This window comes from Musicola keenii (assembly GCF_014855505.1).
GTDB classification, from domain to species: Bacteria; Pseudomonadota; Gammaproteobacteria; order Enterobacterales; family Enterobacteriaceae; genus Musicola; species Musicola paradisiaca.
The window spans coordinates 1-15,190 of sequence record NZ_JAAWVW010000023.1 but is presented as its reverse complement, the minus strand read 5'-3'; the positions used below and the strand labels follow the sequence as shown (position 1 = coordinate 15,190).

Genomic DNA, 15,190 nt, shown 5'->3' with positions numbered 1-15,190 from the left:
CTCCCTATCAGCACGAACCTCGCCATCCCTGGCGCGGACGTTTTACTCTTCCCTGCGATTATCACCTTGTGATGAAAGCTGCCGGCGTGTGACGGTTTTGCACCTCACCGGTCAAAAGGCATACGACACACTGGCGACGATGCTGCGTTCCGCGCCGAAGTAACAGAACTCCAGCGAATTACAGGCGGCGATATAACGCTTGTCGGTCAAGTTGTTGACGTTAAGCTGCGTGCTCAACCCTTTCAGGCCGACTTTCGACAGATCATAGCCGATCGCCATATCCACCAGCGTGTAGGACGGCAACCGGTAAGTATTGGCGCGATCCGTCGTAATGCCGTTGACGTAACGCACCCCGGCGCCGAGGGTCAGTCCATCCAGCGGGCCGCGATGAACATCGTAGCTGGCCCAGGTGCTGACCTGATTGCGCGGCGCATACACCGCCTGTTTGCCCTGCTCGGTCAGGCTGCTCTTCTTGTAGCGGATATCGGTGTAGGTATAGGCCGTCTGCACGCGCAGGCTATCGGTAATATGACCGACCGCTTCCAGCTCTACCCCTTGCGATTCGATTTCGCCGATCGAGGTATAAGGGTCGGTCGGCTGCACTTTGGTGGCGATGTTTTTCTGGTTGATGCGAAACACCGACGCGCTGTACTGGCTCTTCGAGCCTTCAGGCTGGAATTTCAGCCCGGCTTCCCATTGCTGGCCCTTCATCGGCTCCAGCAATTTGCCGTCGGCATCGGTAAAGCTGGTCGGCGTGAAAGCGGTGGAATAGCTGACGTAAGGCGCAATGCCATTGTTGAACAGGTAAAGCAATGCGGCACGGGAACTGAAGTGGTTTCGATCCATCGCATCGTCGGCACCGTTCAGCTTGTCAATGCTCTCCAGCCTGACGGTGTCGTAGCGGCCGCCCAGCGTGAAACGCCAGTTGTCCCAGGACATCTGATCCTGGAGGTAAGCGCCGGTCTGACGCAGCTTATGCGTTCCCAGGGTTGAAAGCCCCATGTAGGTCGACGATGCGCCGTAGACTGGGTTAAACGCATCAATGACCGGGAATGTCCCCGAATACCAGGTCACATCATTGTCGCGCTGCTGATAGTCGATCCCCACCAATACGCGATGGCCCAGCGGGCCGGTATCGAAACTGCCATCCAGTTGATTATCCAACGTCACCGCCGACAGCGACTCTTCCCCGCCGGAGTAATAGCGGTTCAGAGTATTGCCGCTGCTCCAGCCGTAGGCATAAACCTGATTCAGCGTCACATCGCTGTTGAGATAACGCAGCTTCTGGCGTACCGACCAGCTGTTGTCGAAACGGTGTTCGAAGTTATAACCCACCATCGTTTGCTTGCGATCGAACTTTTCATCATTCTCTTCGCCTTCATAGAAGGTGTTCGAAATCTTCTGGCCATTGTGCTCAACGACGGTGCCCTCATAAGGCAAACCGGAGTGACTACCGCCATCGGGGTCATGCTGGAAGTAGGCCATCAGCTCCAGACGTGTCCGGTCGGAGACGCGCCACGTCAGGCTCGGCGCCAGCGCATAACGCTTCTCTTTAAGTGGGCCGAATTGGGTATCGGCCTCGCGCACCAACCCGTCGAGGCGGAACGCCAGCCGCTCGTTATCATCAACGGGCCCGGTGACGTCAAACGCGGCGCTGCGCTGCCCGTTATTGCCGGCGGAAAGCCGGATCTGGCCGCTGCGCTCGAACGAGGGCTGGCGCGAATTGAGCGCCACAATACCGCCGGGGGAGGCACGTCCATACAATACCGACGCCGGGCCGCGCACCACCTCAATACTGTCGAGGAACCAGGGGTCGATCACCAGCGAACTGAAGGAGTTGGTGTCGCCCATCAATTTCAGCCCGTCCAGATAGACGTTATCCAGACTGCCGTCCGAAAAACCGCGCAACACCATATAGTCATAACGATTGGAAGCACCGATCTGGTTGCTGTAGACGCCCGGCGTATAGCTGACCGCCTGACGCACGCTGGTCGCCCCCTGCTCTTGCGCCTGTTCGCGCGTCACAATGGAAACCGACTGCGGGGTTTCGATATCCGGCGTTGCCAGTTTGGTCGCGCCGCTCTGTGTCGGCGCCGTCACTACGATAGTTTCGTTTTGCGGCAGTTCCGCCGATGACGCGCTCTTCACCGCATCCGCAGCCATCGCCGAAGCGGCAAATCCCCCGGTAAGATATCCCACCATCAAAGCCAGTTGTGTTTTTCTGAACATGCGTTTCTCCACCGCGCTGTATTTTTGCAAATAAGAATTATTACCGTTTTTAAAACTGCAGCGGCTATGCGCAATGACAGGTTACGTATGAGAAAAAACAAACATGATCCTACCGATAAGCTGACCCCAATGAACGGTTCATCCTTGGATGCTGAACCGTACCTCGCTGGGGGCGATACCATAGCGGCGCCGGAACGCCGTGGCAAAATTGGTGGCATGCTGATAACCGGACAGCCAGGCCGCCTGCTGTACCGGATACCCCAACGCCAGATAGCGATGCGCCAGCGACAACCGGCACTCGCGCAAATAGTCAAACACCGAGATGCCATACTGCTGCCGAAACTTGTTTCTGAAGCTGGTAACACTCATGGCGGCGGCCTGCGCCAACGCCGGCAGCGTGTAAGGTTGCTCCGGGCTCTGCCGCAGCCGCTGGCGAATATTTTCAAGGCGGCAGCGCTCGCTGGATGACGACACTGCCCGTTTTACCTGACACCCCGGCAACGCATCCACACGGCAGAATACGCTGCCAAGCAGTTGCAACAGTGCGCCCTCCAGCATCAGTTGCCGTGGTAAAGCCGCCATCGGTTGATACAGAATATGCTGCAACCCCATCAGCAGGTAATCCGGCACCGGCCAGACAAACGCCGGTGCCTGAATATGCTCCCAGCGCTGCAATAGCGAAGAGACGGCCCGCGTAGGCTCTACCCGTTCAGGGTGTATTCCCAGGGACAGCGTTCTGAGCGAGCGCTCAATACGGTGGCTAGCCTTCATCACCCATTGCTCCCCCAGCCGTGTACTAAAAGCCATACCGGAACACACGACAAACTCCTGGGTATTGAGCTGAATATTTACCCGGCCTTCCAATACCACCAGCGTATATAACGGGGAACTCAGTAGCGAGGTGGTGTCATACGGTTGCAGCACCTCAATGGACGAGTTAGTCAGGCAAATGCCGGACGGCAACACCATTTCCTCGACGTCGCCCTGAACCACCGTCTGCTTCTCACGGTGACGTCCGCCGCTCGCGCCAAGAGCTGGGAAACGGTAGTCAATGCCATAGCGTTCGCCGAAGTCCAGAAAATCCTCGATGGAAAAACGACGCGCCGACGTCGCAGGAGAAGAGAGGTTGATCATGCTCAGAGCCACCATCAGGCCGGCTTTGCGGGGTAAATGCCGGGAAAATGATTCGTAGCCTCACCTTAGCATTCGCGGACATCGCCAGCAATAAAGGTGATAACAATTCTCATTATATCATTTGGCTATCAGGGAACCGGCATCGGGAGAAGAAAGGGCGGCTAACCGGTACGGTGCCGTTGACCCGTGCGGTTGAACAGAAAAACGCAAGGGAGAAACGTATCCCGGCGGACGGCCGCGCGATCCGGCACTTCGTGGCCGGTCACGATGGCTGGGAAACGGGAGCGATCCAGAAAGCCCCCGCGCCCAGCGGTGACAAGGTTAGTCGGCGTCATACCCCAAATTCGGTGCCAGCCAGCGTTCGACGTCGTCCACCGGCATGTGCTTGCGAGCGGCGTAGTCGTCCACTTGGTCGCGCTGAATTTGCGCCACGGCGAAATATTTGCTGTCCGGATGGCTGAAGTACCAGCCGGAGACCGACGCGCCCGGCCACATGGCGTAAGACTCCGTAAGCTTCATGCCGACGGTGTTATCCACATCCAGCAGTTGCCAGAGAACCGCTTTCTCGGTGTGATCCGGACAAGCCGGGTAGCCCGGCGCCGGGCGAATACCCTGATAATTTTCGCGGATCAGTTCGTCGTTGCCTAAGTTCTCATTCGGCGCATAACCCCAGTAAACCTTACGCACCCGCTCGTGCAGATATTCGGCGAAGGCCTCCGCCAACCGATCCGCCAGCGCCTTGAGCATGATTTTGTTGTAATCGTCATGCTGTGCTTCCCACTGCGCCGCCAGTTCATCCTCCTCCAGCCCGCCGGTCACAGCGAACGCGCCGATATAATCCGGCTTGCCGCTGGATTTCGGCGCCACAAAATCCGCCAGGCAGTAATTGGGAAAGTCGGTCTTTTCCGTCTGCTGACGCAGGTGGCAGCTCAGTACGGACACCGTGTCGCGGCGCTCGTCGATGTAAATCTCGATATCGTCGCCGACTCGGTTGGCCGGGAACAAGCCCACCACGCCGCGCGGATTGAGCGTGCCATCGGCAGAGAGTTTATCCAGCATGGCGTTGGCGTCGGCAAACAGCCGCTTGGCTTCCTCGCCGACGATCTCGTCTTCCAGAATACGGGGGTATTTGCCCGCCAGCGACCAGGTCATGAAGAACGGCGTCCAGTCGATGTAATGACGCAGCGTGTCGATGCTGGCGGACACCGGATGTACACCAAGACGGTGCGCCGCTGGCGGTGTGTAGCTTTCCCAGTCGAAGGACTGTGCGTTCTCCCGCGCCGCGTCCAGCGACACCGGCGGCGTACGCGGTTTCTTGCGGGCGTGCTGGATGCGCACCGTGTCATACTCGCGGCGAATACGCGCCACGAACTCGTCGTGCTGCGTCGCCGACAGCAGCGACGACACCACGCTCACCGAACGGGAAGCGTTCTGCACGTACACCGTCGGCCCGCTGTAATTCTGTTCGATCTTCACGGCGGTATGCGCCTTGGAGGTGGTCGCTCCGCCAATCAGCAACGGCAACGTGAACCCTTGACGTTCCATCTCCTTCGCCACGTTGACCATTTCATCCAGCGACGGGGTAATCAACCCAGACAGGCCGATGATATCCACCTTCTCTTCCCGTGCCGTTTTAAGAATTTTGTCCGACGGCACCATCACGCCAAGGTCGATGATTTCGTAGTTGTTGCATTGCAGCACCACGCCGACGATGTTTTTGCCGATGTCGTGCACATCGCCTTTTACCGTCGCCAGCAGGATTTTACCGGCGCTGCTGCCCGCCTCCTTGCTGGCCTGAATGAACGGCTCCAGGTAGGCCACCGCCTGCTTCATCACGCGCGCCGATTTCACCACCTGCGGCAGAAACATCTTACCCGCACCGAACAGATCGCCCACCACGTTCATACCGTCCATCAACGGCCCTTCGATCACTTCGATCGGCCGCGCCGCCTGCGCCCGCGCCTCTTCGGTATCCGCTTCGATGAATTCGGTAATCCCCTTAACCAGCGCGTACTCCAGCCGTTTTTTAACCGGCCAGCCGCGCCATTCGGCCTCGCCCTTGTTGCTATCGTCGTCGGATTTACTGCCGCGATACTTCTCGGCGATCGCCAACAGGCGTTCCGTCCCATCCGTGCGGCGATTGAGGACTACGTCCTCCACCGCATCGCGCAGCTCGGCGGGCAGGTCGTCGTAAATCGCCAGTTGGCCGGCATTGACGATGCCCATGTCCATACCGTTGCGGATGGCGTAATAGAGGAAGACGGCGTGGATCGCCTCACGCACCGGTTCATTGCCGCGGAACGAGAACGACACGTTGGACACCCCGCCGGAAATCAGCGCGTGCGGCAGTTGGGTCTTGATATCTTCACAGGCGCCGATGAAATCCACCGCATAGTTGTTGTGTTCTTCAATACCGGTAGCGACGGCAAAAATATTGGGGTCGAAAATGATGTCTTCCGGCGGGAAGCCAACGTCTTCGGTGAGAATCCGGTAAGCACGACGACAGATGTCGATCTTGCGCTCGCGGGTATCCGCTTGGCCGACGTCATCGAACGCCATCACCACCACGGCCGCGCCGTAACGGCGCACCTTTTTGGCATGTTCGATAAAGATATCCACCCCTTCCTTCATCGAGATGGAGTTGACGATACCCTTACCCTGAATGCACTTCAGGCCCGCTTCCACCACGTCCCACTTGGAGGAGTCGATCATGATCGGCACCCGGGCGATATCCGGCTCGCCGGCGATCAGATTGAGGAAACGCACCATCGCCGCTTCGGCGTCGAGCATGCCCTCGTCCATGTTGATATCGATAATCTGTGCACCGTTTTCCACCTGCTGACGCGCCACATCCAGCGCTTCATTGTATTTTTCTTCTTTTATCAAGCGTTTGAATTTAGCCGAACCGGTCACGTTGGTGCGTTCGCCGACATTCACGAACAGGGTGTCGGCACCGATGTTGAGCGGCTCCAAGCCGGATAGCCGGCAGGCCACCGGTGTCTGCGGCAGCTTGCGCGGCGGCACACCGTCCACCGCTTGCGCCATCGCGGCGATGTGCGCGGGCGTCGTGCCGCAACAACCGCCGATGATGTTCAGGAATCCTGATTGCGCCCACTCGCCGACCTGCTGCGCCATCTCCTGTGCGTCCAGATCATATTCGCCGAAGGCGTTCGGCAACCCGGCGTTGGGATGCGCTGACACATAACATTCGGAAATGCGTGCCAGTTCAGCCACGTACTGACGCAGTTCGTCCGGCCCCAATGCACAGTTAAGGCCAAACGAGAGTGGGCGGGCATGGCGCAGAGAATTGTAGAACGCTTCGGTGGTCTGCCCGGATAATGTACGACCGGACGCATCGGTAATGGTGCCGGAAATCATCACCGGCAAGGTGATGCCCAACGTTTCAAACTCGCACTCCACCGCATAAACCGCGGCTTTAGCGTTCAACGTATCGAAAATGGTCTCAATCAGAATCAGATCGACACCGCCTTCAATCAGCGCCCGGGTCGATTCCCGATAAGCGTCCACCAGTTGGTCAAAACTGATGTTGCGGTACGCCGGGTCGTTCACGTCCGGCGAAATGGACGCGGTGCGATTGGTCGGCCCCAATACCCCGGCGACATAACGCGGGCGCTCCGGCGTGCGCGCCGTCCATTCATCGGCGCAGGTGCGCGCCAGACGCGCGGCAACGGTATTGATTTCCGCCGACAGGGCTTCCATGTCGTAGTCGGCCATAGCGATGCGGGTAGCATTGAAGGTATTGGTTTCCAGAATATCAGCGCCGGCGGCCAGATAATCATGGTGGATGGCAGCGATCACATCCGGTTTCGTCAGCACCAGCAGGTCGTTGTTGCCTTTCAGGTCGCTATGCCAGTCGGCAAAACGCGCGCCGCGGTAGTCCGCTTCCTGTAACCGATACCCCTGGATCATGGTGCCCATGCCGCCGTCCAAAATCATGATGCGCTGATCCAGTTGCTGCTGTAATTCCTGCTGTCGATTTTTTGCCATCATTGTTCTCGTTATTACCCTTGTCGCGGTTGCCTGGCTCGCTCGCGCCGAATCGCGATATACGTCCAGCCGTCTATCCTAGCATAGATAATGACCGCCAACCCGACGCGCACAATGAGAGTTTTTCAATCGTTTCCAATGCCACGTCCCCAGCAGAAGCTGGTTGCAATCTTCGTTAAAAAAACGAAAATCAATTCCATGATATGAAAAAGGAACCCTCGCCATGACGCCTCCCGAACCCGCCAAGCGCGGCAAGAAACCCCGTGCCGCCAATACCGTCGCCGCCGCCCAGCCTGCTGGACAAGTACAGTCGCTGACCCGTGGCCTGACGCTGCTGGAGTACATCGCTCATGCCAACGGCAGCATCGCGCTGACTGATTTGGCGCAGCGGGCCGGCTTGCCTAACTCCACCACCCACCGGTTGCTGACCACCATGCAGCAGCAAGGCTTCGTGCGTCAGGTAGGCGATTTAGGGTTTTGGAGCATCGGTACGCAGGCTTTTATCGTCGGCAGCAGTTTCCTGCAGAGCCGCAATCTGCTGGCGATGGTGCATCCGATGTTGCGAAAGCTGATGGAAAACTCAGGGGAAACCGTCAACCTGGCGGTACTGGATCAGACCGACTACCAGGCGATCATCATCGATCAGGTACAGTGCACGGCACTGATGCGCATGTCGGCGCCGATCGGCGGTAAATTACCGATGCACGCTTCCGGCGCGGGCAAGGCATTTCTGGCGACGCTGCCGGACGATAAAGTCACGCAGTTACTGCATCGTAACGGGTTGCACAGCTACACGCCGCGAACCCTCAATGCCCAGACGTTGAAAGAAAACCTGGCGCAAATCCGCCGTCAGGGCTACTCCTATGACGATGAGGAGCACGCACTGGGGTTACGCTGTGTGGCGGCCTGCATTCTGGATGAACATCACGAAGCCGTGGCCGCACTGTCTATTTCCGGCCCGGTATCGCGCATTACCGACGATCGCGTGATCGAGCTCGGCGCGTTGGTGATCCGGGCAGCGAAGGAAATCACTATCGCCTATGGCGGGGCGCGTTAACCGCCGTCAGGCTATTTTAGCTGTCGCGCTGGCCCGCATGCCGTAACGCTGGCAGAAACGCTGTCGCTTCCGGTAGGCGAAAACATCCTCCACATGCCCGCTACGAATGCGTTGTTGCAAAGCCCGCCAGTAATCCGCCCGGAACAGATCGCCGTGCAACTCCTCAAACAGCGGCAATAGCCGGCGATCGCTGCACAGGAACTGGCGAAACTCTTCTGGGAATACGTCATGCGGCCCGACGCTGTACCAAGGCTCCGCCGCCAACTCGTCGGCGGGATCGCGCGGCGGCGGGATATCGCGGAAATTCACCTCGGTCATATAACAGATTTCATCGTAGTCGTAGAACACCACCCGACCGTGACGAGTGACGCCAAAATTCTTGAACAGCATATCGCCGGGGAAAATATTGGCCGCCGCCAACTGCCGGATAGCGTTGCCGTACTCTTCAATCGCATCTCGTAGCGCTTGGCCGTTTACCTGATCCAGATAGAGGTTGAGCGGCGTCATGCGACGTTCCATATACAGATGCCGAATGACCAGTCGATCGCCCAGATCCTCCAATTTGTCCGGCACTTCGCGCCATAACTCTGCCAACAACGCCGGGCTGATACGGGATTTCTCCAGCACGAAATTTTCATACTCCTGCGTGTCCGCCATGCGTCCGACGCGGTCGTGCTCTTTCACCATCTGGTAGCAGGCGCGTACCTGCGCTTCATTCACCTCTTTCTGCGGTGCGAAACGATCCTTGATAACCTTGAACACCCGGTCGAAAGAGGGCAGCGTGAACACCAACATCACCATGCCTTTCACGCCCGGCGCGATAACGAATTGCTCCTGCGAATGCGCCAGAAAATGCAGGTATTCCCGGTAATACTCCGTTTTGCTGTGCTTCTGGCAACCGATCGCCAGATAGAGTTCGGCGGTAGTTTTGGCCGGCAGAATCTCCCGCAGCCAGGCTACCATCGCTGAAGGTTGCGGCGCGTAAACCATAAAATAGGAGCGTGCAAAACCGAATACGATGCTGGCTTCATCATGGCGAGTTAGGCAGGTATCGATAAACAGCTCGCCCTGCTCGCTACGATGAATCGGCAACAAAAACGGAAAGACGCCCTGCGGCAGGATCAGTTTGCCAACCAGCCAGGCCGCCTTGTTGCGGTAGAACAGTTCATTGGCGACCTGCAACGATGCCCGCGCCAGCGACATTTTCGGGAAAGACTCCCGCAGCATCCGCACGACATAACCGATATCACGCGCCAGATCCTCCCACGGCAGGCGCAGCGGCAACGCGGTCAGAATACGATGCAGCATGCCGTCCCAGTTATCGTCAGGTTGGTAGACGCGCGCCAGCGGGCGCGGAATTTCGTGAAAACGCGCACTCGGCTGAGAGCTGAAGACGAACAGTTTATCCGGCGTCAACGCACGATGGTTAAACAGGCGGCAATACACCGAATTGAAGAAGCTCTCGGCAATCTCGAAACGGGGATAGTCAGGCAACAACCCGGTATAAATCTGTTTTACCCGTGCGACGAAATCGGCGTCATAGCACTGTTCGGTAATACAACGTAGCTGCTCGACGACCAGCCCGACGTGGTGATCGTAGAGATGAATACGCTGTTTCATGGCCAGCTGTACCGCCAGCCAGTCCGCTTGCTCAAAACGCCGCTGCGCCCCGGCCGTCACTTCCAGGAACCGTCCGTATTGCGCATCGAACCCTTGCAGAATAGTCTGCGCCACCAAATGTTCCCGATCGCGAATCATCCGCATCCACTCTCCCTTGTCTTTGGTTCAACGTCATGCGGCCAGCACCCGGCTGGCCGCATCGGCATCGGCTTATAATCAGAACTGCTGTTCTTCCGTCGAACCGGTCAACGCCGTGACGGAAGAGGATCCGCCCTGGATAATGGTCGTGACTTTGTCGAAGTAGCCGGTTCCCACCTCCTGCTGATGGGAGGAGAAAGTATACCCTTCTGAAATTGCAGCAAATTCTCTCTGCTGTACCTTCTCGACGTAATGCTTCATCCCCTCACCCTGTGCATAGGCATGAGCCAGATCAAACATGTTGAACCACATGCTGTGGATCCCGGCCAGCGTGATGAACTGGTACTTGTAGCCCATCTCGGACAGTTCATCCTGAAAACGGGCGATAGCGCGGTCATCCAGGTTCTTTTTCCAGTTGAACGACGGCGAACAGTTGTAGGCCAGCAGTTTGCCGGGGAAGCGGGCGTGAATAGCTTCGGCGAAGCGCCGAGCCAGAGCCAAATCCGGCGTTGAGGTTTCGCACCACACCAGATCGGCATACGGCGCGTAGGCTAACCCACGGCTGATTGCCTGTTCCACGCCAGCGCGGGTACGGAAGAACCCCTCAACGGTTCGTTCGCCAGTGACGAAATCCTGATCGTAGCTGTCGCAGTCGGAGGTCAGCAGATCTGCAGCATCCGCATCGGTACGGGCGACCAGCAACGTCGGCACACCCAGCACATCTGCCGCCAGACGTGCAGCGACCAGTTTCTGCACCGCTTCCTGCGTCGGCACCAGCACCTTGCCGCCCATATGGCCGCACTTCTTCACCGAGGCCAGTTGATCTTCGAAATGAACCGCCGCCGCACCCGCCTCAATCATCGATTTCATCAGCTCAAATGCGTTCAGTACGCCGCCGAATCCGGCTTCCGCATCCGCCACGATCGGCAGGAAATAGTCGATAAAACGCGGATCGCCCGGTTCAATGCCGTTCGCCCACTGGATCTGATCCGCACGACGAAAGGTACCGTTGATGCGCTGCACCACGGCCGGTACCGAGTTCGCCGGATAAAGCGACTGGTCGGGGTACATATTGGCGGCCAGGTTAGCATCCGCCGCAACCTGCCAACCAGACAGATACACCGCTTCCAGACCGGCTTTCGCCTGCTGCAACGCCTGGCCGCCGGTCAGCGCCCCCAAACAATTGATGTATCCCTTACGCGATTCTCCGTGCAGCAGGGCCCACAGTTTTTCCGCGCCTCGCTGCGCCAGCGTACAAGCTGGATTCACCGAGCCGCGCAGGTTAATCACATCCTCTGCCCGGTAAGGGCGGACAATGCCTTCCCAGCGTGGGGTTTTCCATTCCTGTTCGAGTTGCCGGATTTGTTGGGTACGAGAGGTAATGCTCATAGCGATTCCTTTTTTCTACAGGATTAATCAAGTAAGTCGTAACCGGGTAAGGTGAGAAAATCGATCAGCTCGCCCTGCGTGGTGATGCGTTCCATCAGGCGAGCGGCTTCACTAAAACGTCCAGCCTGAAAGCGTATATCACCGATCTCCTGCCGGACGACCTGCATTTCTTCCTCCAGCATTTGCTGGAACAGTACTTTAGTGACCACACGGCCATCACTGAGGGCTTTACCGTGGTGAATCCATTGCCAGATGGAAGTCCGTGAGATTTCAGCCGTTGCGGCATCTTCCATCAGGCCGTAGATCGGTACGCAGCCGTTGCCGGAAATCCAGGCTTCGATGTACTGCACCGCGACGCGGATGTTGGCGCGCATACCGGCTTCAGTACGCTCACCCGGGCAAGGCGCCAACAGATCGTCGGCAGTGACCGGCGCATCTTCTTCTCGCAGGACATCCAGCTGATTTTGTCGCCCCGCCAGTACACGATCGAAGACCGGCATAACGGTGTCCGCCAGGCCAGGATGTGCGACCCAGGTGCCGTCATGACCATTGCGAGCTTCTAACTCTTTGTCCTGTCGAACTTTTTCCTGTACCCAGTCGTTGCGTTCCTTATCCTTGCTGGGGATAAACGCCGACATGCCGCCCATAGCAAAAGCACCGCGACGATGACAGGTTTTAATCAACAGCCGTGAGTAAGCACTGAGGAACGGTTTATCCATCGTGACGGATTGCCGATCCGGCAATACGCGATCGGAATGATGCTTCAAGGTTTTGATATAGCTGAAAATATAATCCCAGCGACCACAATTCAGACCGACGATGTGATCACTCAGATAATAGAGAATCTCATCCATCTGGAAGACAGCGGGCAGCGTTTCAATCAGCACCGTCGCCTTGATCGTACCGCGCGGCAGACCGAAGCGATCCTCCGTGTGGCTGAATACCTCAGCCCACCAGGCGGCTTCCTGATAAGACTGTAATTTAGGCAGATAAAAATAGGGGCCGCTCCCTTTGCTGAGCAGTTGCCGATAGTTGTGGAAGAAATAGAGCGCAAAATCAAACAGGCTGCCAGGAATGGGCTCCTTCTGCCACACCACATGTTTTTCCGGCAGATGCAGGCCGCGAACCCGGCAAATCAATACCGCAGGGTGTGGTTTGAGTTGATAAATTTTACCGTCTTCGTTGGTGTAAGTGATGGCGCCACGAACCGCATCCCGCAGATTAATGTGCCCTTCAATGATCTTCTGCCAACCCGGCGCCAACGAATCCTCAAAATCCGCCATGAAGACCTTTACATTGGCATTCAATGCATTAATCACCATTTTGCGCTCGACTGGGCCCGTGATTTCTACTCGTCGGTCGAGCAAGTCATCCGGAATGCCTCGTATTTTCCACTCTGAATTTCTTATGGAAATAGTTTCCGAAATAAAATCAGGAAGTGCACCCTCATCAATCCGGCGTTGTACTTCTCGACGTTCCGCCAATAAGCGATTGCGCGAAAGCGTAAACCTCTCGACCAAATCGGTGAGAAACTCAATGGCTTCATCCGTAAGAATCTGTCGCTCAGCCTCGCCAAAACGCTGACTAAACGCCAGCTCCCTGTTCATCGTCTGTTGCGTCATGTGATTATTCCCGTACAAATAGTCTTCACTTCACCCGCTGAATCAATAACTCGCCAGTGCGATCATTTTTCAGCCAACAGAGCTAAGCCTAATCCAATAAAATTAAAAATCAAAAACAATTTCCATTTTTAATTTTAATTAAACTTATCATCATGAATTTAATGAATTTATTTAATAAAAACACATAGGAATAAATTTCACACACAATGGAGACATGTGAATCACGGAGGAAAAATTGGGAAGACCAAGGCAAAAAAGAGGCGCCGATCAGGCGCCTTTGACAGGAAAGGGGATAGACTCGGGGCTCAGTCCAACGTCGGGTTCATACGACGCAGATCATATGGTGTTATCTGGTATACATAGTAATTCAGCCAGTTGGAGAACAGCAGATGCCCGTGGCTGCGCCAGGCCGCTTTCGGCGTTCTCTGCGGATCATTATTAGGGAAGTAATTGACCGGAATCATCGGATCAAGATTGGCATCGACATCACGGAAATATTCACTGGCCAGTGTCAGCGCATCATACTCCGGATGCCCTGTCACAAAGACCTGGCGTTTATCCTTACTGGCAAGCAGATAGGCACCCGCCTCTTCGGATTCCACCAGGATATCTAAATCGGTATGCTCACGGATGACTTCGGAAGGAAAGTCGGCATAACGAGAATGCGGCGCCAGAAACGTTTCATCAAACCCTCGGGTCAGCAAAGCATGTGGTTGCAACGTCTGATGGGAATACACTCCCGATAGCTTCACTTCGCGCGTCAATTTCGGGATACCATACAACACATTTAATGCAGCCTGAACCGCCCAACAAACAAACAGCGTGGAGGTGACATGCTCTTTCGCCCAAGTCACGACACGTTCAATCTGAGGCCAATAAACCACATCGCAGAAATCTACCAGCCCCAACGGGGCACCCGTAACGATCAATCCATCGTAGTTTTCCTGCTCGATATCTTCAAAGTCGCAATAGAAATTATTGAGATGTTCAGTCGGTGTGTTCTTCGATTCTCTGCTATCGATACGCAACAGTTGGATATCAATCTGCAACGGAGAGTTGGAAAGCAGACGCAGAAACTGATTCTCCGTTTCGATCTTTTTTGGCATCAGGTTAAGTATCAATACCTTGAGTGGACGAATTTCCTGAGTCCTCGCACGAGAAGACGTCATGACAAAGACGTTCTCATTACGCAGAAAACTCACCGCCGGCAACTCATCAGGAACCCGAATTGGCATGACCTTATATCCTCACACACGTTTATACGTTTATACGTTTAGACTTCTAGGTAGCCAAAGATAGCCTTTTCCCCCTATGATGTCGAGGGGACAGCGTTCTGATTGAAAATGTTTCATCAAAAAATAGATATTGTATTTCCATTTAGCGTATAAGCCACGCCAATGACTTACATGATTTCCAAGTGTTAAATGAGAGGAAAGAAGCGGAAGGAAAAGGTCGGGGAAATAAAGATCACAGCGAATTGGCTATCAACGAATATAAAACAATCACCACTTTCTGGAAGGGCTATTCAGAGTTAATAATGAAAAACAATCACTACCTCCTAGGAGGTGGTTTACAGCTGACAATGAAAAAAGCCCTGAACTTATGTTCAGGGCTTTTTTCCAATTGAAACCTGGCAGTTCCCTACTCTCACATGGGGAGACCCCACACTACCATCGGCGCTACGGCGTTTCACTTCTGAGTTCGGCATGGGGTCAGGTGGGACCACCGCGCTATCGCCGCCAGGTAAATTCTTTTATTTGCCGAACTTATCTTCACTACATAATCAATGGTGCTGATACCCAGAGTCGAACTGGGGACCTCACCCTTACCAAGGGTGCGCTCTACCTACTGAGCCATATCAGCGCACCAGAAATTTAAGCCTGGCAGTTCCCTACTCTCACATGGGGAGACCCCACACTACCATCGGCGCTACGGCGTTTCACTTCTGAGTTCGGCATGGGGTCAGGTGGGACCACCGCGCTATCGCCGCCAG

8 protein-coding genes, 1 tRNA gene and 2 rRNA genes are annotated in these 15,190 nt (G+C 55.8%); 1 reads left to right on the top strand and 10 read right to left on the bottom strand.

The genetic code is table 11. The features are described from left to right. Positions 1-111: 111 nt before the first annotated feature. The 3 genes from foxA to metH all read right to left on the bottom strand — a co-directional run bounded on the left by foxA (position 112) and on the right by metH (position 7,371). Entirely contained in the window at positions 112-2,229 is a 2,118-nt protein-coding gene (gene foxA / locus HEP82_RS17690; protein ID WP_192459273.1) for a ferrioxamine B receptor FoxA, read from the bottom strand. A 138-nt stretch (positions 2,230-2,367) separates the two neighbouring features. Then, positions 2,368-3,363 (bottom strand): helix-turn-helix transcriptional regulator, encoded by a 996-nt coding sequence (locus HEP82_RS17685; RefSeq protein ID WP_192459272.1) that lies wholly within the window; start codon positions 3,361-3,363, stop codon positions 2,368-2,370. A gap of 321 nt (positions 3,364-3,684) precedes the next feature. Then, positions 3,685-7,371, bottom strand: a complete 3,687-nt coding sequence (gene metH, locus HEP82_RS17680; protein ID WP_192459297.1) for a methionine synthase — start codon at positions 7,369-7,371, stop codon at positions 3,685-3,687. Between the two features lie 223 nt (positions 7,372-7,594). Between metH and iclR the strand changes: the two genes are divergently transcribed. Continuing rightward, complete coding sequence (gene iclR, locus HEP82_RS17675) at positions 7,595-8,428, top strand: glyoxylate bypass operon transcriptional repressor IclR (protein WP_012764083.1); 834 nt, start codon at positions 7,595-7,597, stop codon at positions 8,426-8,428. Between the two features lie 6 nt (positions 8,429-8,434). Here iclR and aceK read toward each other — a convergent pair whose 3' ends face one another. The 7 genes from aceK to rrf (HEP82_RS17640) all read right to left on the bottom strand — a co-directional run bounded on the left by aceK (position 8,435) and on the right by rrf (HEP82_RS17640) (position 15,190). After that, on the bottom strand, positions 8,435-10,186 hold the full coding sequence (gene aceK / locus HEP82_RS17670) for a bifunctional isocitrate dehydrogenase kinase/phosphatase (RefSeq protein ID WP_192459296.1): 1,752 nt from the start codon (positions 10,184-10,186) through the stop codon (positions 8,435-8,437). 78 nt (positions 10,187-10,264) lie between these two features. After that, complete coding sequence (gene aceA / locus HEP82_RS17665; protein ID WP_192459295.1) at positions 10,265-11,569, bottom strand: isocitrate lyase; 1,305 nt, start codon at positions 11,567-11,569, stop codon at positions 10,265-10,267. A 29-nt stretch (positions 11,570-11,598) separates the two neighbouring features. After that, entirely contained in the window at positions 11,599-13,197 is a 1,599-nt protein-coding gene (gene aceB, locus HEP82_RS17660; protein ID WP_192459271.1) for a malate synthase A, read from the bottom strand. A 305-nt stretch (positions 13,198-13,502) separates the two neighbouring features. Beyond that, entirely contained in the window at positions 13,503-14,432 is a 930-nt protein-coding gene (metA, locus tag HEP82_RS17655; RefSeq protein ID WP_192459270.1) for a homoserine O-acetyltransferase MetA, read from the bottom strand. Positions 14,433-14,825: 393 nt separating this feature from the next. Further along, positions 14,826-14,941 (bottom strand): 5S ribosomal RNA (gene rrf, locus HEP82_RS17650). 43 nt (positions 14,942-14,984) lie between these two features. Beyond that, positions 14,985-15,060 (bottom strand) — tRNA-Thr (locus HEP82_RS17645). 15 nt (positions 15,061-15,075) lie between these two features. Then, positions 15,076-15,190, bottom strand: a 5S ribosomal RNA gene (gene rrf / locus HEP82_RS17640).

What these genes read in the sequence shown, in the direction of transcription:
- foxA (WP_192459273.1), bottom strand. Translation starts at nt 2,229, where the DNA reads ATGTTCAGAAAAACACAACTGGCTTTGATGGTGGGATATCTTACCGGG.
- HEP82_RS17685 (WP_192459272.1), bottom strand. Translation starts at nt 3,363, where the DNA reads ATGATCAACCTCTCTTCTCCTGCGACGTCGGCGCGTCGTTTTTCCATC.
- metH (WP_192459297.1), bottom strand. Translation starts at nt 7,371, where the DNA reads ATGGCAAAAAATCGACAGCAGGAATTACAGCAGCAACTGGATCAGCGC.
- iclR (WP_012764083.1), top strand. Translation starts at nt 7,595, where the DNA reads ATGACGCCTCCCGAACCCGCCAAGCGCGGCAAGAAACCCCGTGCCGCC.
- aceK (WP_192459296.1), bottom strand. Translation starts at nt 10,186, where the DNA reads ATGATTCGCGATCGGGAACATTTGGTGGCGCAGACTATTCTGCAAGGG.
- aceB (WP_192459271.1), bottom strand. Translation starts at nt 13,197, where the DNA reads ATGACGCAACAGACGATGAACAGGGAGCTGGCGTTTAGTCAGCGTTTT.
- metA (WP_192459270.1), bottom strand. Translation starts at nt 14,432, where the DNA reads ATGCCAATTCGGGTTCCTGATGAGTTGCCGGCGGTGAGTTTTCTGCGT.